The sequence below is a fragment of the Bradyrhizobium sp. LCT2 genome (genome assembly GCF_009931255.1).
Taxonomy (GTDB): Bacteria; Pseudomonadota; Alphaproteobacteria; order Rhizobiales; family Xanthobacteraceae; genus Bradyrhizobium; species Bradyrhizobium diazoefficiens.
Genome location: NZ_CP034432.1, coordinates 2164309 through 2185139, shown reverse-complemented (window position 1 = coordinate 2185139; position 20831 = coordinate 2164309). Strand labels below are relative to the sequence as shown.

12 protein-coding genes and 3 pseudogenes are annotated in these 20831 nt (G+C 58.1%); 9 read left to right on the top strand and 6 right to left on the bottom strand.

All coding sequences use genetic code 11. The features are described from left to right. The first annotated feature begins 111 nt into the window (after window positions 1-111). From EI171_RS10935 to EI171_RS10920, 4 genes are all read left to right on the top strand, one after another. Window positions 112-396 (top strand): helix-turn-helix domain-containing protein, encoded by a 285-nt coding sequence (locus EI171_RS10935; protein ID WP_161533328.1) that lies wholly within the window; start codon window positions 112-114, stop codon window positions 394-396. Beyond that, complete coding sequence (locus EI171_RS10930; RefSeq protein WP_161533327.1) at window positions 393-1676, top strand: type II toxin-antitoxin system HipA family toxin; 1284 nt, start codon at window positions 393-395, stop codon at window positions 1674-1676. Before EI171_RS10935 ends, EI171_RS10930 begins: the two co-directional genes overlap by 4 nt. Before the next feature lie 132 nt (window positions 1677-1808). Continuing rightward, the gene (locus EI171_RS10925; RefSeq protein WP_161533326.1) at window positions 1809-3113 is read left to right on the top strand and encodes a hypothetical protein; all 1305 of its coding nucleotides are present in this window, start codon (window positions 1809-1811) and stop codon (window positions 3111-3113) included. A gap of 522 nt (window positions 3114-3635) precedes the next feature. Then, entirely contained in the window at window positions 3636-4493 is an 858-nt protein-coding gene (locus EI171_RS10920; protein ID WP_161533325.1) for a DUF3800 domain-containing protein, read from the top strand. Between the two features lie 1413 nt (window positions 4494-5906). Here EI171_RS10920 and EI171_RS10915 read toward each other — a convergent pair. Next, window positions 5907-7028 carry an IS630 family transposase gene (locus EI171_RS10915; protein WP_161532241.1) on the bottom strand — a complete coding sequence of 374 codons (1122 nt, stop codon included), beginning with the start codon at window positions 7026-7028 and terminating at the stop codon, window positions 5907-5909. On the opposite strand from EI171_RS10915, the gene EI171_RS10910 reads away from it, so the two are divergent. Together EI171_RS10910 and EI171_RS10905 are read left to right on the top strand one after the other, a co-directional pair. Further along, window positions 7027-7347 (top strand): LexA family protein, encoded by a 321-nt coding sequence (locus EI171_RS10910; protein WP_371740233.1) that lies wholly within the window; start codon window positions 7027-7029, stop codon window positions 7345-7347. The two genes, EI171_RS10915 and EI171_RS10910, sit on opposite strands and share 2 nt — an antisense overlap. Window positions 7348-7847: 500 nt before the next feature. Further along, window positions 7848-9194, top strand: coding sequence for an IS5 family transposase (locus EI171_RS10905; RefSeq protein WP_161532315.1), 1347 nt, complete (start codon window positions 7848-7850; stop codon window positions 9192-9194). Window positions 9195-9337: 143 nt separating this feature from the next. On the opposite strand, the gene EI171_RS10900 is transcribed toward EI171_RS10905, so the two are convergent. Beyond that, window positions 9338-11332, bottom strand: a complete 1995-nt coding sequence (locus EI171_RS10900; protein WP_161533324.1) for a methyl-accepting chemotaxis protein — start codon at window positions 11330-11332, stop codon at window positions 9338-9340. 680 nt (window positions 11333-12012) lie between these two features. On the opposite strand from EI171_RS10900, the gene EI171_RS10895 reads away from it, so the two are divergent. Beyond that, window positions 12013-13359, top strand: coding sequence for an IS5 family transposase (locus EI171_RS10895; protein ID WP_161532315.1), 1347 nt, complete (start codon window positions 12013-12015; stop codon window positions 13357-13359). Window positions 13360-13976: 617 nt separating this feature from the next. Here the strand turns inward: EI171_RS10895 and EI171_RS10890 are convergent. Continuing rightward, window positions 13977-14851, bottom strand: a pseudogene (locus tag EI171_RS10890) (IS3 family transposase); the annotation flags it as partial. A gap of 227 nt (window positions 14852-15078) precedes the next feature. On the opposite strand from EI171_RS10890, the pseudogene EI171_RS10885 reads away from it, so the two are divergent. Continuing rightward, a pseudogene (locus EI171_RS10885) lies at window positions 15079-16460 on the top strand (IS110 family transposase). Window positions 16461-16462: 2 nt separating this feature from the next. Here EI171_RS10885 and EI171_RS10880 read toward each other — a convergent pair. The 3 genes and pseudogenes from EI171_RS10880 to panB all read right to left on the bottom strand — a co-directional run. Then, a pseudogene (locus EI171_RS10880) lies at window positions 16463-16720 on the bottom strand (transposase); the annotation flags it as partial. A gap of 1598 nt (window positions 16721-18318) precedes the next feature. Next, entirely contained in the window at window positions 18319-19137 is an 819-nt protein-coding gene (gene panC, locus EI171_RS10875; protein ID WP_161533323.1) for a pantoate--beta-alanine ligase, read from the bottom strand. A gap of 13 nt (window positions 19138-19150) precedes the next feature. Beyond that, a complete protein-coding gene (gene panB / locus EI171_RS10870) occupies window positions 19151-20023 on the bottom strand; it encodes a 3-methyl-2-oxobutanoate hydroxymethyltransferase (RefSeq protein WP_161533322.1) in 873 nt (290 codons plus the stop codon). Window positions 20024-20644: 621 nt separating this feature from the next. On the opposite strand from panB, the gene EI171_RS46400 reads away from it, so the two are divergent. Further along, the gene (locus EI171_RS46400; protein WP_256380417.1) at window positions 20645-20779 is read left to right on the top strand and encodes a hypothetical protein; all 135 of its coding nucleotides are present in this window, start codon (window positions 20645-20647) and stop codon (window positions 20777-20779) included. Window positions 20780-20831 lie beyond the last annotated feature (52 nt).

Here is a 20831-nt window from a genome sequence, read left to right as displayed (position 1 = left end):
TATGTCGCCGAACGGTGACATTTTCACATGTCGGCGTTCGCTGACATCTTTCTATTGTCGTCGAACGCTGACATATGATAATGTAAGCGAACGACAACATTTTGGATTACCATGCTGATACGCACATCTACCGATCTAGGGGCTGCCATTCGGGACCGACGCAAACGGCTCAAGCTCGATCAGTCAAGCTTTGCCAAGCGCATTGGCGTTAGCCGTCAGTGGGTCATCGAAGTTGAACACGGCCACGCCCGCGCCGAACTTGGCCTTGTGCTCCGCGCTCTTGACGCTCTCGGCATCCGCTTGGATGCAAGCAGCGAACAATCCCTTAGCAGTTCAGACAAGTCTGCCGTCGATATCAATGCAATCGTGGCCAAAGCCAAGAAGAGCAGGGCATGACAAACGAACTCGTCGCACTCTTGGATGGCAAGGAAGTCGGCCGTGTACATAATGATGCTCGCGGCCGACTGACTTTTGTATATGACAACGACTGGCGTGAAACGCGGGGAGCGTACCCCATATCGCTTTCGATGCCGCTTGCGGCGGAAGAACATGGCCCTTCCGCCGTTCAAGCCTTTCTATGGGGACTTCTGCCCGATAACGAGCGCGTCCTTGATCGTTGGGCCAAGAAGTTTCAAGTCTCGGCCCGCAACGTGTTTGCCCTGATTTCCCACGTCGGTGAGGATTGCGCTGGCGCCATTCAGTTCGTCACACCCGAACGCTTAGAGGTCTTGCGAAGCGGCGCAGACGACAAAGTCGAATGGCTTGACGAAGCGGCCATCGCAAAACGTTTGCAAGCGTTGAGGGAGGATCATGCCGCGTGGCGGCTACCGCGTGATACGGGGCAATTCAGCCTCGCCGGGGCCCAGCCGAAAACCGCGCTGCTTCTGCAAAAGGGCCGGTGGGGAATTCCCTCCGGACGGATTCCGACAACGCATATCCTGAAGCCCCCGACTGGCCATTTCGACGGCCATGCCGAGAATGAGCACATCTGCCTCAACCTTGCGCGCAATCTCGGCTTGCCCGCCGCCGAAACCAACGTCATGCGGTTCGAGAAAGAGATTGCCATCGTCGTCGACCGCTATGATCGGCAGCTCAGCGGCAACGATGTTGTCCGCGTCCATCAAGAGGACATGTGTCAGGCGCGCGGCATCTTGCCGACCAAGAAATATCAAAGCGAGGGCGGACCGGCCCCCGCCGATATTATCGAGCTTCTGCGCACCCACTCAAGCAATAGCGCGGATGACATCGATACATTCACCGATGCTCTCGGCTTCAATTGGCTCATCGGGGGCACCGATGCGCACGCCAAGAACTACTCGCTGCTGCTGGCCAGCGGTCCCACTGTGCGGCTCGCACCACTCTACGATATCGCCAGCATCCTTCCCTACGACGATGTCGACTTGCAAAAGATGAAACTCGCGATGAAGATCGGCGGCGAATACAAGCTTAGCCAGATTGGTGCGCGCGAATGGCAGAAATTCGCCCGCGAAACCCGTTTCGATGCTGACAAAGTGATTGCCGGATTGAAATCCTTGGCCGAGCTGCTTCCCGACAACATAACCGACGTGTGCACTACCGCAGAGGCGGAAGGGCTCGATAACACCATCATCAAGCGCTTGGCCAAACACTTGATTGCAAGAGCACAGGACTGTCTGCGTATTCTGGGCAAAGTCTAGCTCGATTCCTTCAGCGCTCGTGGGCACATTGACTTAAGTCGAAGATCCCATTTTTCCTATTGACGAGCGTGAACCTCTACTCCCATGCTAACGGTTGCATATTGTTGATATTGCTCGGTACTGGGACTTTTCATGAGCTATAAGACGCTTCCCCTTAAGAACCTGCTGATCAATCGCGCGAACGATCGTCACGGCGAACTTGAAAATGAGACCGCCGCCATCGCGTGGCTATTCAATAATCGCGAGGCCCACATGCGCAACCTCACCCGAGATTTGGCGCGCACGGGTGAAGTGTATGAACCGCCCCTTGTCTCTCCGGACGGAAACAACTTCATCGTCTTTGATGGCAATCGCCGCATCACCTGCCTCAAGCTTCTTGACGACCCCAGACGCGCTCCGACGGTGGAGCTTCAGGATTTTTTTCGAGAGCAGCGCGCAGCATGGCAAGGCGACTTTCCGGCCGCCATCGTCTGTCAAGTCGAGACAGACCGTGATCGCATTGACGATATTCTGTTTCGCCGCCACACAGGAACACAAAGCGGCGTAGGACAAAGTACTTGGGACGACCGCATGAAAGACAACTTTGTCCAGAGAACGGGCAAAGGAGGCGGCCTTAACGTGGCCGACGAAATTGAAAAGCTGTTGGCTGCGTCAAATCGCTTGCCGGGACGTAAAAAGATTCCGCGTTCTACACTCAACCGCTTGCTTTCAGCAGAAGCGTTTCGAAACCGTGTCGGGATAACCGTCGCTCGTGGCAAACTGGAATTGACGCATGATGAGCCCGTTGTTCTTTCGGCACTCCAAAGGATTGCGAGTGATCTGGCGTCCCGCGAGATCGTCTTAGGTGACCTTTGGGACGTGGATGGTAAGCGCAGTTATCTCGATAAGCTGGAACGAGAGGGCGTACTACCGACAGCGGAACACACTGTGCGGCGAAAAAAGTCCACCGTAACGCCGACTGCGCCAACGCCGAAGCCCGCCCCTATCCCCAAGCCGGCGCGGCGCAAGAACCTTATCCCGCACATTGAATATGGAATAGCGTGGGCGGGACGCATAGCCAGACACAAGATGATCTGGGAAGAACTGCAGTTCCACTTAGACCTAAGCATTCACGCCAATGCCATATCTGTTCTGTTTCGCGTTCTCCTAGAGCTGTCGATCGAAAACTATATCAAGCAGACTAATCTTGCCTCCATCAACCCAGGCGACAAACTTGCGCAACGTGCTCTTAAGGTTGGCATGGATCTCCATTCGAAAGGAAAGATATCCGACAAGGATCTAGGCATAGTCAAAAAGCTGCCTCAGCAAGACAACTTGTTTTCGATGGATACCTTAAACCGTTATGTCCATTCATCAACCTTTGCTCCTTCTCCCGAACATCTGGCGGCGATGTGGGATACGACCGCTTTTCTAACTGTGCACTGTCTCACGGTTTGAGCGAATTTCGTGTGACGTCGACTTCAACGCCGAGCTTTTGATTTATCGAATTCGTCGCGGCTTGTGGGCTTTACATCACAAGCCGCTGACTCGCCCCGTCAGCCCTCAATCAAGCATTTGCCGATGGGCTTCGACGGCTTCGCGAATCGCCGCGGCTGCTTGCCTTGTGTCAACAATGGGGGGGGACCTGGCATGATCTTCTGTTCAAGAACATGGCAAGTGGGCGAGTTCAAAAATAAGACCTGAGGTCGAATATCCGGAAGACCATTGGTCAAAATTTTGTGTGGCGATGCACCGCGATTAAACGTGAAAGTTTCACTTCGCGCACCCAGGTACAACACATGGGATATTCGACATGAATTCCAGGCAAGACGCTCTCGCCTCGCATAGACTGGGTCCCGGTCGATTCTGTTTAGGCTCAGACGTTAGCGCAGCGCTACCGCTTGGCGACCGTCCTTGGCTGCCACGTGGCATGTTTTTCCGGTCTGGCCTACCGAAGGCAGCTAGAAAAAGGCACTTCCTATGCCCGTTCAAGTGTTCGCGGATGAAAGCAGCGATGACGGCCAGACTGGCCACTTTGTGATGGCCGGATTGCTGAGTCATTCTGAGAACTGGGCCGCTTTTTCGGACGAATGGGAAGTCTGTCTGCGTAGCGAGCCCCGCATAGCCTACTTTAAGATGAGCGAAGCCGCGTCCTGTAGTGGCGAGTTTCACAAGCTCAGAGGCGACCCGCAGGCTCGGGATAAGAAGCTTCGAGCTCTCGCCCACATCATCAACCGCCACGTCCGCATGGCGATATGCTCGGTGATAGATCTGAAGGCTCACTCGGAAACATGGGCTAAGGCGCTGCCAAAGCCGAATTCCGAGCCCTATTTCTGGCCCTTCCAAAACACAATGAGCGCCGTCTGCTTGGAGTTGTGGGACCTCGGCTGGCGTGAGCGCTTTGAGATGATTTTCGATGAAAATGTCATCTTTGGACCGCGCGCAAAGTATCTCTATCCATTGATGAAATCTTGTGGCGAACTCCGGGAGCCGCACGCGGCGCAACTGTTGCCAATCGAACCACTATTCAAAAATGACAGGGATTTTCTGCCGCTTCAGGCGGCGGACCTATTTGCCTGGTGGTGCCGGAAAAAGCATACCGATGTCGCTTTCACTACGTTCGATTGGGTGGCCGAAATAATGTCTTCCATCCGTGTATCGGACTACAGCCAATACTATGACCGCGAGCGTATGGTTTCAGTTCTTAAAATGACGCAGGAGAATATCGATAGCGGCAACCTGCCGAAACATCTTCTGGATCAGGCTCGCGAACTACAGACCAACCGTTCGCGGCCTTCTACGAACCATGTAGAGGCTTTGAGGCGGCTACTTTCTTAAAGGCGCGCTTCGTGCATTGTTCCGTCCCATCCGCCTCAGCCTCTTTCGCAGCCTCTAGGAAGCTCAGGATTATCAAACTTGCGCCAGGGCTTGCGATACGCCGAGACCTTGGGAATTTGCCCGCGGTTTTCAACAGCATTGACCTCACGGGCTTTGTTTGCTGCCGCCGACGCAAGCGAATGTAGTTCACCAAGCATGCTCACCGGGACATAAGCGAACGCCTCTGCGCTCTTTAGGCTAGGCCCTCTGGCCTGGGCGGGGTCCTTCGACCCTTTGTTTGTCCGGGCCCAAGGCCCAAGGCCCAAGGCCCAAGGCCCAAGGCCCAAGGCCCAAGGCCCAAGGCCCAACGGCGTATGCTAAGTGCGGGTAAAATCGAGCTGTTTTTTACAGGGGCTCTTACACATACACGGAGTGATTTGTAAATACCACAATAGCTACAATACTTTCTAGTAGATACTACATGACTCAAAAGCTTCGTCGACTTCAGACGATCTTGCTCCCGCCCTCGACGTGCTGCTTCATGGCCCCTACCTCAACTCGATCTCGCGAGGGGTGCTGTCGTTGTGTCCGAGGCAGTCCGCACACTTCTTGGAGCGCAGCACCGTCCGCTGCGAGTCGTACCTGATCAGGCACCACTTTCCGCCAAAGACGGCGCCACTTGTCGCTTCTGGGCGAGACAAGCGTTGGTCGATAGGACACAACTCTGCCGCTTCCCCGGTTACAGGTTGAGGAAGACCACTACCAGCTCTAAACCAAAACAAATGCGAGCAAGCTAGAGCAGAGAAGCACGATGCCGGCAGCGGTCAGGGTCAAGAGGCTCCCCGAAACAAGATCACAATTGCGCATGAAACGTCCTCGATTGCGCCAGAGACGATGCAGCCGCCGCTGCCTTGCTCCATTCGTACGATCGGCATTTTCGTTCAAATTCGATGCATAATTCCGTCCCTTGTCGCAAGAGAGTGCATGTTTTCGTCGCCGCAACCGCCATGCTCGCCGTTTTTCGGCAAGACGAAAGGGATATCGATTGTGGGATTTGGTGAACGGACCCATGGGTCTCATTGCGCTGCAGGTTCGCCGCCCCCCTTCGCACTCGTCGCGAAAGCATCGGAGGTGAGCCGTTTCATAATTGCGATTCAGCTTTGAACAATCTTGTCGAATGCGCGGGATTTGTTGGCGGCTCGCGGTCAGCACCATACGGGCTTCGAGCCGCGCCCGACTGCACCCATGCCGCCGGTCAACGTGCCCTAGTTCAAGGATCTTGGACCGAGCAGCAATTTACTTGAGGCATTTCATCAATCCCGAGGAAAGCATAGTGACACCGCTTAGACTTATACTCCCGATCTGCACGGCAGCCTTCGTTGCCAACACGTCGTCCGCCCTGGCCAGGGGTCAACTAGTGGTTCATCACAGTGATTATGACTCTTTGGCGGTGGCTGGATAGGCGCGGCCGAGTTTGGTGCGGGCTTTTTCTGTTGTGAACATCCATTTGATGCGGGCTCGGGTTTTATTCCGCCTCTTTTGCCATGCTGCGATCTCGTTTCGGAGCCTTTTGGGATCGTCGATGCGGCGGCCGAGACACTGACGCTGTAGCACGCTGATCTCGCACTCGACCATATTGAGCCAACTGGCGTGCTTCGGGGTGAAGTGGAATTCGAGGCGGCGCAGGATGCGCCGGGCCTCGGCGGGCGCGAAGGCCTCATACAGCGCCCCAGGCTTGTGGATCGACAAATTGTCCTGCACGACACGGATGCAGGCGGCGTCGGGATAATGGACGTCGACGAGATCACGCATGCAGTGGGCGTAGTCCACGGCGGCGCGGCGGTCGGTGACCTTGACGTTGCGCCAGCCCCGATGTGGATCGAAGGTGACGAAGAGATTGGCGGTGCCGTTGCGGCGATACTCGTAATCGTAGCGCTCGCGCTGTCCCGGTTGGGCCGGGACCGGCTGGCGCACCTCGCCGATCAGCTGGATGGGGGTCTCGTCGAAGCAGACCAGCGGCCGGGCGGGATTCTGCGTCTCGGCGTAGAGGTCGAGCACGTCCTCCATGCGGGCAACGTATTCGCCGTCGACATGGGGAATGCACCACATGTCCCTGCGCCACGGCTTGAGGTCGTTCTCGGCCAGCCGGCGACGCACGGTCTCGCCCGACAGGCTGTTGTGATCGGTGAGCTTGACCATCGTGTCGGCCAGCAGCGTCAGCGTCCAGCGTTTGCAGCCAGCGGGCGGCTTGGCGCATGCGGTCGCCACCAGCAGGGCTTCCTCCTTGCCGGTCAGCTTGCGCTCAGCGCCCGGACGCGGCTCCTCGCTCAGGGCCCGCTCCATATTGCCTTCCACGAAGCGGCGCCTGGTCCGGCCGACGGTGGAGAGGCTGACACTCACGGTCCGGGCAATCTCCTCGTCGCGGCAGCCTCCATCGGCCGCCAGCAAAATCTGCGCCCGCTTAAGCTTGCGGGCGGCGTGCTTGCCGCCGCCGAGCATCGCCGTCAGTTCGTCGCGCTCGGCTTGGCTCAATTCGACCCGATAACGTACATTCATGCTTTGCCTCCTTGTCGGAGGCCGGGACGAATCCAACGATGAGTCAAAAATCAGGCGCGCGCTTCACCGAGAAGCAGGGTTATTACCTGGCCTTCATCCATACCTACGCCCATATGTTCGGACGTCCCCCGCCGAAGCCGACATCCAGCGCCACTTCCGCGTCAGCCCGCCTTCGGTCCATCAGATGATCGTCACCCTCGAACGAAACGGCTTCATCCGACGTCAACCCGGCGTCCCCAGAAGCATCGAAATCCTCGTGCCACCGGAAAGCTTGCCGATCCTCGAATGGCTCGGTATCAAAACGTCAAAATCACTGTGATGAACCACTAGGTCATTCAGTCATTGCAGAACTGGCGCAGCGGCATTTGACACCGCTGCCAACTGTCAAAGCCGGCGCGGATATCACAAAGGCGATGTTCCCACCACCTATAGCTGCTATCGAGCGAGCGCGGCCTCGTAAACGGCTGGGCTAGGATCGCGTGGAACGCCTTCGCCTATCGAAGGCGGGACGTCGGGTCTGATGCTTCTGCCGGCGCAGGCCCTCAACACAAAGCGACTTGGTTAGCACAGATTTCCGGAGCTCTGGAGCTGTTGCCTCCATCCCTTGCTGCGGTTCTGCACGAGTCAGGGGCGCCTCCATGAGGCTGAGTAGTTGTCCGTGAACAAGCCTCCAAGCACTTGATTGGGAGTCTGTTTTCCGGTTGCGACGGCATTTGAGATTGCAGGGGATTGAGGCTTCACAGCCCAAAACCCTGCAATTTCGATTTTGGATTTCCCTGCCGCTGCGAACCGTGATTCTGTGCTGCATCGGAGGCACCGATGCGACCAAAGAAGCACAGGACGACAGGCTCGAACGATCTGTTCCGGTCCCGGCTGGACCAGATCATCAACATGCGACACGAGCTGGTTCTGCTCGCCGGCAGGGTCGATTGGAACTGGATCGACGGCGAGATCGCGCCGCTCTACAGCGACAACGGCAGGCCGGGTATCGCGACCCGATTCATGATCGGATTGCTGCTGCTCAAGCACATCTACGGCCTGTCCGATGAGGGGGTGTGCGAGCGCTGGGTCCACGATCCGTACTTCCAGTTCTTCACAGGCGAAGAGTTTTTCCAGCACGTTTTCCCGCATGAGCGCTCAGACCTGAGCCACTGGCGCAAGCGGCTCGGCGACAAGCTGGAGCGGTTGTTGGCCGAGAGCCTTCGGGTGGCGCACGCGAGCGGTGCGTTGCGCAGCCAGGACCTCAAGCGGGTCACGGTCGACACGACCGTCCAACCGAAGGCCATCAGCTTTCCGACCGACGCCAAGCTGCTGCATGCAGCGATCCGCGGGTTGAACCGCCTGGCGAGGAAGCACGGGGTCAGGCTCCGGCAATCCTATATTCGCGTGGCCAAAAGCGCGGCAATGATGGCGGGCCGCTACGCTCATGCCAAACAATTCAACCGGCATCAGCGACAGCTGCGCCTTCTGCGCAGCCGGCTGGGCCGGATCATCCGCGACATTCGCCGCAAGACCGAGGGCCAGCCCGCACTGGAGGAGGCATTCGCCCTGCCGCTGAGCCGAGCCACCCAGATCCGCTCGCAGCAGCAGCGCCAGCGCGGCTTCAAGCTGTATTCCTTCCATGCTCCGGAGGTCGAGTGCATCGGCAAGGGCAAGGCCGCCGCGCCCTATGAGTTCGGCGTGAAGGCATCCATCGTCACCAACAACCAAAGAGCTCCCGGCGGCTTGTTCGTGCTCCACGCCTGCGCGCTGCCGGACAACCCCTACGACGGTCACACCCTTCGCGACGTCATCGAGCGCACCGAGAGCCTCACCGGCTGCCCGATCGAACGGGCCTATGTCGACAAGGGATATCGCGGCCACGACACACAAAATCCCCGCCGCGTCTTCATCTCGGGCCAGAAGCGCGGCGTCTTCGGCGTCATCAAGCGCGAGCTACGCCGCCGTTCCGCCATCGAGCCCATCATCGGACACATGAAGAACGAAGGTCACCTTGGCCGCTGCTATCTCAAAGGCCGCGCCGGAGATGCCGCTAACGTTCTCCTCTCGGCCGTTGGCCACAACCTCCGCCGTGTCCTGGCTTGGCTCAGAGACCTTTTGTCCCTCTTCCTGCTCTCACTCTGGCCAACGCTCAACTGTCCAGTTCAGCCCAATTCGGCTTATTAACGATCGACTGAGTACGCCCGACCCTTTTCCGTGATGAGCCACCCACCGTCTACGCGCTCGATCAGTTGCTGAGAAAAGATGTCCAGGTTCGGAACACGAGCGCCCAACCTTTTGGTGCGCGCAGCCCAGTCCCGACCGCTCAGTTAGGCCGCTTGAACCCTCCCTAGGAAATCATCGAGCTCGCGCTTCAGCCGGGAACTTTCCTGCGATAGCAGCTCGGCAGACCTCAGTACGTGCATTGACGCCCCTTCAGTTTCTTTCGCGCGATGCGTGACTTCGCCCGCGCTCGCCGCCACTTGAGTGGTCCTGGTCGCGGCTTCCTGCAGATTGAACGCCATACTCTTGCTCGTAGTCTTCTGCTCACCGATGAAAGAGACGACAGTCATAGCAATGTCCGAGATGCGCGCGATGATTGCGCCCGTTTCAGAAATCGCGGCAACTGCTTCAGTCGTCGCTGACTGAATGCCCTCAATTTGTTCGCCAATCTCTACGGTCGCTTGTGCAGTTTGAGTAGCGAGAGTTTTCACCTCCTGGGCAACAACTGCGAACCCTTTGCCGCGGTCGCCGGCGCGCGCGGCTTCGATGGTCGCGTTCAGCGCGAGCAGATTTGTTTGCCGCGCGATCGCCGCGATCAGCTGAACAACGCTGCCGATCCGCTCCGTCGCGGCCGCCAAACTAACCATGCGTTGATCGCTGAGTTCCGTCTTGCGAACGGCTTCGAGCGCCATATCGGCCGCCTCCTCGACCCGTCGGCCGAGATCAGCGATCGTTGTCGCCATTTCGTTTGTCGAGGTTGCCACTTGCTGAACATTAGCCGACGCTTCTTCCGATGAGGAGGCGACTTCGAGCGAGAGTTCCCGGCTGTGATCAGCCGAACTGGTAAGGCTTCGTGCCGACGCTTCAAGTTGCGTCGAGGCAGCCGAGACTGTGTCAATCACCTGTCCCACGGTAGCCTCGAATTCGCCGACGAGCCGCGCGATATCTGCCCTGCGCTGAACGGCAGCAGTCTGGTCTTGTTCCGCCCTGGCGTAGAGCTCTGCTTGGGCTCTCTCGTGCGCCCTCAGCTTGAACATTTCTACCGCTTCGGCCATTTCGCCAAGCTCATCTTTTCGGCCCAGCGCCGGTAGAACCACGTCGAACCTCCCTTCACCAAGCTGGCGCATGGCCGAAGTCATTGCCGCGACTGTTTTAGCAATGCGCCTGCCAAACAGTAACGCGAGCAGGCCTACGAGCATTGTCGCAAACCCGATGACCCAGAACAGATTTCGCCGAATTTCTTCCGCTCGGGTTTCGGCAGCCTCCGAATGCGCGTCCGCGGCAGCCATGATCTTCACGATTACCGGGCGAATGCGGTCGTAGATCTGACCGAGATCATCCACTTCGTCGTTCAGCGTCTCGCGCGTGACCATGAGCGATACGAAACTCGCCTTGTACGCGCGGATGAGTTCGAGGACCTGAGATTTTGCTTCTGGAGCCAGGGTCGCTTGACCAAGCTCACTTTCGAAGTCTGTCTCACGCTGAGTCAGCTGATCACCGAATTTGTCTTCGCCCCGCAAGATGAAGTCCTTCTCGTGGCGACGCATCATGAGCATCAAGATCGTAAGACGCGGCTGCTTCACCTGATCAAGTCGTTGCTCAACAGCGTGGACGGCATTACGCAATTTTCCTTGAAACCCGTCATCCTCATTGAAGCCGAGGTTGCGTTGCGCCGAGACAACGTTTTGAAAGCGTGTCGCATAGATATTGATGATCGGCCGGAGAGCGCCCGCCTGCCTCAACGGGCTCTCATCTGGCAAGGCCGTCACTAATGCTTCGACGCGACTTAGGTCTGCGAGCTGACGCTCGTGTTGATCGGCATGCTTTTTTATCAACACTTCGGTTGGCTTGCGAAGGAATTCGCTCGTGATCAGGCCTGACTCCAAAAACCTTTGTGACAATGACATGACATGTGCTTTCACTTCATCACTCGCGTTGGACCCGTGCTGAACAACGCTCGCGTAGTGGAGAGCGGTCGCGCAGATTGAACCTGTGACCAAGACACCGCAAACTCCGAGCAGGGCCATTTGCTCACGCAACCCGATTCGAATGCCGCGGCGGGTCGACGACTTACCACAAATGCTGGAAACAACGTTGCTCATTGCGTGCCTCGATTGATCCTACGTTGACGCCGTACTGCTGACGAACGCCGACCCAAAAGGAGCGTATTGATGTTGAGTGAGATCGAAGCTGGCGCGCTTCACTCTGACGATGACAAGGCGCTACCTAATCAGGATTGATTTCGAAATCCTGAACTGGCGCGTGAAAGACAGCGTATCCGCGCGCCAATTCTCGTTTCTGTTGTCTCGGATCAACTGGGACCAAGATCTGTAGTGCACTGTGATGCGTTCGGATCGAACGATAACTCTAATAGCTGCGTTTGAAGTGATTGTTGCGCACAAATCATGCACCCCACATGGAAAACTCGCCGCCACTCAGCGCGCTGAAGCGGGTAGGTCAGAATTCAGCTTGCGCGGTTGCGCGACTGCGCTGGCTTGGAGTTCTAGATGAGTTCTACTCATCTAGATGCTCCCTTCAGCCGCCCTTTTGGGCGTTTCCTCGCTGACTTGGCCGTGCGAAATGCTCGCACGGCCATTTTTCGCGAGCTTCGAATGTTGTCCGTGAACAAGCCTCCAAGCACTTGATTGGGAGTCTGTTTTCCGGTTGCGACGGCATTTGAGATTGCAGGGGATTGAGGCTTCACAGCCCAAAACCCTGCAATTTCGATTTTGGATTTCCCTGCCGCTGCGAACCGTGATTCTGTGCTGCATCGGAGGCACCGATGCGACCAAAGAAGCACAGGACGACAGGCTCGAACGATCTGTTCCGGTCCCGGCTGGACCAGATCATCAACATGCGACACGAGCTGGTTCTGCTCGCCGGCAGGGTCGATTGGAACTGGATCGACGGCGAGATCGCGCCGCTCTACAGCGACAACGGCAGGCCGGGTATCGCGACCCGATTCATGATCGGATTGCTGCTGCTCAAGCACATCTACGGCCTGTCCGATGAGGGGGTGTGCGAGCGCTGGGTCCACGATCCGTACTTCCAGTTCTTCACAGGCGAAGAGTTTTTCCAGCACGTTTTCCCGCATGAGCGCTCAGACCTGAGCCACTGGCGCAAGCGGCTCGGCGACAAGCTGGAGCGGTTGTTGGCCGAGAGCCTTCGGGTGGCGCACGCGAGCGGTGCGTTGCGCAGCCAGGACCTCAAGCGGGTCACGGTCGACACGACCGTCCAACCGAAGGCCATCAGCTTTCCGACCGACGCCAAGCTGCTGCATGCAGCGATCCGCGGGTTGAACCGCCTGGCGAGGAAGCACGGGGTCAGGCTCCGGCAATCCTATATTCGCGTGGCCAAAAGCGCGGCAATGATGGCGGGCCGCTACGCTCATGCCAAACAATTCAACCGGCATCAGCGACAGCTGCGCCTTCTGCGCAGCCGGCTGGGCCGGATCATCCGCGACATTCGCCGCAAGACCGAGGGCCAGCCCGCACTGGAGGAGGCATTCGCCCTGCCGCTGAGCCGAGCCACCCAGATCCGCTCGCAGCAGCAGCGCCAGCGCGGCTTCAAGCTGTATTCCTTCCATGCTCCGGAGGTCGAGTGCATCGGCAAGGGCAAGGCCGCCGCGCCCTATGAGTTCGGCGTGAAGGCATCCATCGTCACCAACAACCAAAGAGCTCCCGGCGGCTTGTTCGTGCTCCACGCCTGCGCGCTGCCGGACAACCCCTACGACGGTCACACCCTTCGCGACGTCATCGAGCGCACCGAGAGCCTCACCGGCTGCCCGATCGAACGGGCCTATGTCGACAAGGGATATCGCGGCCACGACACACAAAATCCCCGCCGCGTCTTCATCTCGGGCCAGAAGCGCGGCGTCTTCGGCGTCATCAAGCGCGAGCTACGCCGCCGTTCCGCCATCGAGCCCATCATCGGACACATGAAGAACGAAGGTCACCTTGGCCGCTGCTATCTCAAAGGCCGCGCCGGAGATGCCGCTAACGTTCTCCTCTCGGCCGTTGGCCACAACCTCCGCCGTGTCCTGGCTTGGCTCAGAGACCTTTTGTCCCTCTTCCTGCTCTCACTCTGGCCAACGCTCAACTGTCCAGTTCAGCCCAATTCGGCTTATTAACGATCGACTCGAATGTGAATGATACCGCCTAACAGCCGCGGCATATGGCGTACGATGCAATGTGCATCGGTGATTTGAAGCTCATTGGACATTGTGAGTTTGTCGCCGATCTCGGCTGCTAGGCGGACCTCGTGGCGGTCACAGAGGCTGTTGCGATGAATTGGCTCATGCCTTCTGGACAAGATCGATGCACGGCACATTTATGTCCGCGTCACTAGATATTGAAGGCAATCTGTCGCCCAATTTTTGGACGCTATGTGCTGCCCCCCAAACGTCGGGTGTCTGAGGCACCGTGCGCAGACGTGTGATTGCCTTCAGCCAAACCGCGGAGCTTGGGTATCGCGCCCAGCACTCACTCTTGCCGTCTCACCCATGATGGGGTTGGATTGAGTGGCCTACGATATAACTCAGTATTTTCAACGCTGATAACCCGTACCGCACAGGCTTTAGCCTTCAGCTCCGGATGCACAATAGACAGTTCGGTCGCAAGCTGCCCTGCTCGATCGACGGCCAACTCAGTATTCTCGAGGATAAGGCCGCCTTGATTCTTGTACTCTGAACTGGTCCCGGTTGTCTGAACAAAACTTCCGCGTCGATAAGTGGAGCGTCTGCCGGGGTTAGGCCGCCGCGCGGAGCGGAGGAAGATCGAAGTAGGCTTGATCCGGGGTGCGGTCGTCAAGGCTCGAATGTGGGCGACGGCGATTGTAGAAGTCGAGATACCGGCCGATCGAGTTACGGGCCTCGCTGACGTTTTCATAGGCTCGCAGATAGACCTCCTCGTATTTGACGCTGCGCCACAGCCGTTCGACGAACACGTTGTCCCGCCATGCCCCTTGCCATCCATGCTGATGGCGATGCCGTAGCTGGCAAGCAGACTGGTGAACGCCGCGCCCGTGAACTGCGAACCCTGGTCGGTGTTGAAGATTTCCGGCCTGCCATGACGAGCGAGAGCATCCTCCAACGTCCCGACGCAGAAGGCCGCCTCCATCGTGATCGACAGCCGCCACGACAGAACACGGCGTGTCGCCCAGTCCAGCACCACGGCGAGATAAACGAAGCCGTGCGCCATTGGAATGTAGGTGATGTCCATGGCCCAGACCTGGTTCGGCCGCGTGATCTCGATGCCGCGCAGCAGATACGGATAGATCTTGTGACTGGGCTCGGGCTTGGTGGTGCGCGGGCGGCGATAGAGCGCCTCTATCCCCATCCGCCGCATGAGCGTCTTCACATGCCGGCGGCCGATCTTGCACCCCTGCAAAGCCAGCAGGCCTCGCAACATACGCGAACCGGCGAAGGGATACTCCAGATGCAGCCGATCGAGACGCTGCATGATCTCGAGGTCGGCTGAAGAGACTGGACGCGGCAGATAGTACACGCTGCTGCGGCTGACCTTCAAAATCTCTGCTTGCTTGGTGATCGGTAGATCGTGTTCACAATCGATCATCGCTTTGCGCTCAGCCATCCCGCCTTGGTGAGCGCGCCTTCTAAAAAACTATGCGCGACGCTGCGCGCCCCCTGTGGGATAGAAACGGGCAACCGCTAGACTGCGGCCGGAAGGGAGCGGCCGATACGATTTTGGTGGCACGTGACCCCGTCAAAAAACCTGGTCCATGGGCTGTTGCGCACTTGAGAGTGGTGACGCCATCTCGGCGATCCCGTTTAGGAATTTGAATGAATTGCGCAGCCCAGCCCTTCCGCCGGAGTCAGGAGGAACTACAGATGAATCCCAAAAGATCGAAGTCGAAGGACGGCGGTAAGATGCCGATGGTGCACCCGAACGCGGCTGCCATCGACGTTGGCGCCACCATGCATATGGCGGCCGTTAGGGCAGATCGCGCACCGGAGCCAGTCCACAGTTTCGGTACCTTCACGGCCGATCTGCATCGGCTGGTCGACTGGTTTACGGAATGCGGCGTCGAGACCGTCGTCATGGAATCGACCAGCGTCTACTGGATTCCAATTTTCGAGCTTCTCGATGCCCGGGATTTACGGTGTTTCTTGTCAACGCGCGGGATGCCAAGCACGTGCCGGGGCGTAAGACCGATGTCAGCGATGCGCAATGGCTGCAGCGGCTCCATTCATTCGGGTTGCTGCGGGCCAGCTTTCAGCCCAAAGGGCAGATTGCCGAGCTGCGAGCCTACGTGCGTCAGCGCGAGCGTCTGCTGGAGTACGCGGCCTCACACATCCAGCATATGCAGAAGGCCTTGACGGAGATGAATCTTCAGCTCCACCACGTCGTCGCCGACATCACCGGCGCGACCGGCCTGCGTATCATACGCGCGATCCTTGCCGGCGAGCGCGATCCCGAGGCGCTGGCGTGCTTGCGCCATTACAGTTGCCACTCCAGTGCCGAGACGATTGCGAAGGCGCTCACCGGGAGCTACCGCGCCGAGCATCTGTTTGCGCTCGAGCAGGCACTTGCGCTTTACGACACCTACCACGAGAAGGCATCTGCCTGCGACGCCCGGATCGAAGCCGTGTTGAAGGAACTGAGCAACCATCGCGGTCGTGGTCATGGACCAGCACCGCCGGCCTCGCTGCGTCGGAATCGAACCGATCAGGCGAACGCTCTAGCTTTCGACGTCCGCGAGGCGCTATTCGCGTTGCTGGGAAAAGACATCACCACGATCGACGGCCTCGGTCCTTACCTCTCGCTGAAGCTGATCGCTGAATGCGGTGACGACCTCTCCTCGTGGCCAAGTGCAAAGCATTTTACCTCCTGGCTAGGACTGGCGCCGAGCAACAAGGTCTCCGGCGGCAAAAGGCTCTCGTCCCGAACGCGCCGATCCGGCGGCCGGGCGGCGGCGCTTCTGCGCCTTGCTGCCGTCACCGTCGGACGCACCAATACTGCGCTCGGCGCCTTTTACAGGCGACTTTCATCGCGCATCGGTAAGGCCAAGGCAGTGACCGCCACGGCCCGCAAGATCGCAGTTCTGTTCTACAATGCTGTGCGATACGGAATGGACTATGTCGATCCCGGGGCCTCGTCCTACGAGACGCGCTACCGGACGCGAGTGGTCAACAATTTGCATCGGCGTGCCAAGGCATTCGGCTTCGTTCTCCAGCCCTTGGAGCCGAACGTCGGCGATGCTGTTTCTTAGGAATCGTTCTCCAGCGTCAGCTCTCCGATCTTGGCGTGCAGCGACTTCACATCGACCGCGGGCGTGGCCGGTGTCCCGCCTCCCGGTCCGAAAATATCGGAGGCGCCGCCCTCAAGCTGGGATTTCCAGGCCGTAATCTGATTGGGATGAACGTCGAAATGCTCCGCCAACTGGGCTATCGTGCGATCGCCCTTGACGGCGGCCAGCGCCACCTTCGCCTTGAAGGCCGGTGAGTGGTTCCGGCGCGGTCGTCTGCTCATGGTTTCTCCTGTTCACGGCGATTATCGCCGCTGTCAGGCAGAAATTCCACTTATCGTCCTGTCCAAATTTGTGGAGCCGGCTCTCTCCTCACCAATCACGAGATCAAAAGAGTAGTACGGCACCCGAATTCTCCCATTTCTCGGATTGGCTCCATGAAACGCACTTCGCGATTCGCTCGGGCGAGAGATGGCCGGTTCGTCCGCATGGAGAGGAATTGCTAGGAGCTGACTCGAAATCCACGCGAAATATAGGGGACCCGACTTATCTCGTTCCTTTGCGATACTGTTATTGGATCTCCAAAGTCCAGGCTCTCTCACCAGGGACACGTCTTAACGAAGAGCGCACTCGCAAGAATGAGAGCTTCTCTGTTCGATCGACCGATCTCGCCGAATTGTTCGACCCGAGCACGGCATCGGAGTATACTGGAGGGCGCTCGATTGGAGGGCCTCACGCGCTCGCTGACACTGCCGACCACACGAAAGGTCGATCCAGCACAGGCTTGGAAAGCTGGCGAGCATTAAAATGATCATCTACAGCTGAGTGAGATTGATGGGCTGCCCGGCTTGTCTGTGAACTCGCTCGCAACGAGGTGGTGCGCACGCGCTGGAATACCCCGAGTGGTTCTTGGGTCGCACATAACATTGAGTGCGAAGCGCTCGATCGGGTTTTGGGGCCGTTCGACTCCAGGCCCGGCTGGCTGTCGGGCCGCGCAATAGGGTCGGTCTGAAGACAGTAGCTCGTTCCCAAGCCGGATGAGATTGTATTGCAATCGGATTCTTTGCAGCGCGTCGCGCTTGCTGTGTCGCACCAACGCTTCTGCATATTGGCACATTCGGAGTCGGTAGAAATGGTAGCCCATATCCTACTCCCATGTCGCTTTGCGGCATACCTTCCAGTAATTGAGCACGTGCTGTGATCCTACACAGTATTGAGATGCTGGTATTTATTCGTGCAATGAGTTCGGCATCCGCGCTTTAATTCTGCTTGTGAGCACTCTTTATCGTTTGATTTCAGCGGTTGGGGCCCGTTGTACTTGCGGAGTCACACTTGGCAGATGTTGCTGGTCAGCGCTTCGTCCCAGCGCGAGAGCCGCATGCGAGGCGACAAGGAGCGAGACGCTGAGTCCGGGGGCCTCCTGCGGCTCACGGAGCGCTTGCAGTTGAGAGATCGACGCCTTTCAGCAGGAGGCCCTCCGCAGCGGCGCCACAATCGAGGCATTCTATAATTTCAACAGGCCCGACCGTCGGCTGAATCTCTCGAGCACTCGACTTGATGTTGCTGGCACGAATGGTCGCTGGCCGTTCAGCCCGACTATTTTTAACTTTGCACGGCGCCGCGATTGCTGGGACCAGAACATACCCCTCGAGCTGACAACGACGATATGCTCACTCAGTTCGGCCAAGCAATCGGTTCGTCCAAAAACGTGAGTGAAATGACCTTCTGAGGCTTCTGATCCCATGGCCGGCACAAGCCTTCGCATCTGTCGGGGCCGCAACGCTTGGAGCGTCTGCTTTGGCCCAAGCATCCTTGCTCGATTGAGATCCCCAGGACGCCTTGCCCGACTCCAAGAAACATAGGCGCCGTCACTGTGATTGCACTAAATGGCCACCTGCTGAAGTATCACGTTGTCGATGAGTCGGGTTGAGCCGATGAAGGCAGCAGCACAGAGTGCCGAAGCGCGCCGCAGAGGGCTTTCGGCCGGTTTGAGCGTATCAACCATCGCCAAATGTCTCTTTGCGATCGCGATGAGGCGATCCGCCTCTCGCTCGCCTGAGCGAAACTCATCGGCTGCCGCGAACAGCCCACGGCTGATGGCGAGAGCTCGCCGACGCTCTTTTGCGCAAAGAAACCGATTGCGACTACTCATCGCGAGGCCGTCCGGCTCCCGCACAGTCGGTACGGTGATGATCTCGATGGGAAGATTGAGATCAGCGACCATCCGGCGTATGACTGAGCACTGTTGAAGATCCTTTTGTCCGAATAGCGCAATATCCGGCTGCACCATATTGAACAGCTTGCAGACGACGGTTGCGACGCCCCGAAAATGCCCAGGTCTGAAAGCTCCGCACAATGGCTTCGCGAGCTCGCCAGGCTCCACGAAGGTCTCAAATGGCGGCGGATAGACTTCCTTTGCATCCGGAGCAAAGAGGATTGCGACACCGGTGTCGCGGCACAGTTTCTCATCGCGCGCGAAATCGCGCTGATAGGTGCCAAGATCCTCAGTCGGACCGAACTGAGTTGGATTGACGAAGATGCTGAGAACGGTGACGTCGCACAGTGCCCGGCTCGCCTCGACGAGCCTAAGGTGGCCGTCGTGAAGGTAACCCATCGTTGGAACAAATCCGACACGCCTACCAGCTTTGCGAGCCTCTGCCAGGACACAACGAAGCCCTGCGACCGCCGTTATTGTTTGCATTTTGTGCCTTGCATCAGGTTGAGCTGGACGGTGTCCAGTTTGCGATCGTGTCGCGAAGGCCATCAGGAAGCCGATAGGACTGCTGGTGGGTCGGGAATGCGGCCTGACGGACATCGGCCGCCCAGTGTGACAGCGCCTGCTGCAGAAGCGCAAAACCATTTGCATAGGCGCGAACGAACTTGGGCCGATGACCTTGAGTCAGGCCCAGAACGTCATGGAATACGAGCACTTGGCCCGAGCAATCGGGGCCCGCTCCAATCCCGATGGTCGGTATTGTCAAAGTTTCCGTCGCGCGCGCGGCGAGTTCGGCCGGCACGCCTTCCAGGACCAGCGCGAAGCAGCCGGCGTCCTGCAGATGGTGAGCGTCATCGAGCAAGCGCAAGGCGTCATCGGTAGTTCTTCCCTGAACCTTGAATCCGCCCATGACATTGACGCTCTGGGGGGTGAGACCGATATGGCCCATTACAGGAATTTCGCAATCGACCAGCGCACGCACCATCCCGGCACGTCTGCTACCGCCCTCGAGTTTCACGGCATCGGCGCCACGCTGCAAAAGACCTCCAGCGTTCCGTATCGTCTCCTCGGGACTGAGGTGAAAGCTGAGAAAGGGCATGTCGGCCACGAGCAAGGCGCGAGGCTTTGTGCGCGCAACCGCCTCCAAATGATGGTTCATCATCGCCATGCTGACCGGCAGCGTGTCATCGAAGCCAAGGCAGACATTGCCAACGCTATCCCCGACGAGAATGATATCGACGACCGGATCAGCGATACGTGCCGTAACCGCGTCGTAAGCTGTGGTCATGGTGATGCGACGCCCCTCCTCCTTCCATCGCTGCAGGACTGGAATCGTAATGGGTTCAACAGGCGCGTCCGAATTGTGGCTCATCCTCAGTTTCCTTGCAGCCCTCATTCCGCAATGAGCACTTCGTAGGTAGGTCGAGAGAAAGCTGTCAATGGCGGATAAGAGAAGAATACACCTCTCCACAATCGCGGGGAGGGCGCACAAAACTCTCTAATGGTCGCGCAATCATCGGTCAGAATTGTCGCCGGCTCGGCAACGGAACTTTTGGTCCGGGTTGACGTATACATCAGCGCACCGCTTTGCCAAACCGCTCGAAAGAGCTGCGGAGACGTTCGGCGGCCGCGAAGCAACTTGATGAGAAAACGTCTTCCGCGAAGCGCGCGAATATCGCTTCATTTGCTCGAGTTAAGCGAACGTCCCGAATGATACGGCGCGCTCACGAGCAAAAGAAGAAGAAGCGCCTGTTGGCCTTATAACGCGCATCGGATCGGGTGGAGCCCTGAATCCGATGTTGACCAATGAGCCTTCGGTCCAGCAGATCGACCATGACCATCGTCGTCATCGCCGCTTCAAATCAACCTCGTAGACCGGAATTCGATCAAACATGCCATCAGCCCCTCAAGCCATAAAACCTCCTCCTGTTGGCATTCGCGCATTCATCGCGCAGCCAATGCTCCTGACGGTCAAGCCGATTCCGATGGCGGCATGCGTACCGATAAGGACGTCGGCAATGTCATCCATATGATCCTGAAACAAGGCAGGCCACCGATCGACGACCCAGCCCTGCCGGATGGCGGTCCGGAGGTCCGCCCGCGCTCGCTCTGCGGTGCAAGCAGTTGACGGCCGCGACGTACGTCTGTCAATGTCGGCGGACGATTGGGTTACTGGAGCG

Bases quoted from the DNA above. Each gene is read 5' to 3' on its own strand.
- EI171_RS10895 (WP_161532315.1), top strand. From the start codon at position 12,013: ATGCGACCAAAGAAGCACAGGACGACAGGCTCGAACGATCTGTTCCGG.
- EI171_RS10925 (WP_161533326.1), top strand. From the start codon at position 1,809: ATGAGCTATAAGACGCTTCCCCTTAAGAACCTGCTGATCAATCGCGCG.
- EI171_RS10900 (WP_161533324.1), bottom strand. From the start codon at position 11,332: ATGAGCAACGTTGTTTCCAGCATTTGTGGTAAGTCGTCGACCCGCCGC.
- EI171_RS10935 (WP_161533328.1), top strand. From the start codon at position 112: ATGCTGATACGCACATCTACCGATCTAGGGGCTGCCATTCGGGACCGA.
- EI171_RS10915 (WP_161532241.1), bottom strand. From the start codon at position 7,028: ATGAATGTACGTTATCGGGTCGAATTGAGCCAAGCCGAGCGCGACGAA.
- EI171_RS10930 (WP_161533327.1), top strand. From the start codon at position 393: ATGACAAACGAACTCGTCGCACTCTTGGATGGCAAGGAAGTCGGCCGT.
- panB (WP_161533322.1), bottom strand. From the start codon at position 20,023: ATGAGCCACAATTCGGACGCGCCTGTTGAACCCATTACGATTCCAGTC.
- EI171_RS46400 (WP_256380417.1), top strand. From the start codon at position 20,645: ATGCGTACCGATAAGGACGTCGGCAATGTCATCCATATGATCCTGAAA.
- EI171_RS10905 (WP_161532315.1), top strand. From the start codon at position 7,848: ATGCGACCAAAGAAGCACAGGACGACAGGCTCGAACGATCTGTTCCGG.
- panC (WP_161533323.1), bottom strand. From the start codon at position 19,137: ATGCAAACAATAACGGCGGTCGCAGGGCTTCGTTGTGTCCTGGCAGAG.
- EI171_RS10920 (WP_161533325.1), top strand. From the start codon at position 3,636: ATGCCCGTTCAAGTGTTCGCGGATGAAAGCAGCGATGACGGCCAGACT.
- EI171_RS10910 (WP_371740233.1), top strand. From the start codon at position 7,027: ATGCTTTGCCTCCTTGTCGGAGGCCGGGACGAATCCAACGATGAGTCA.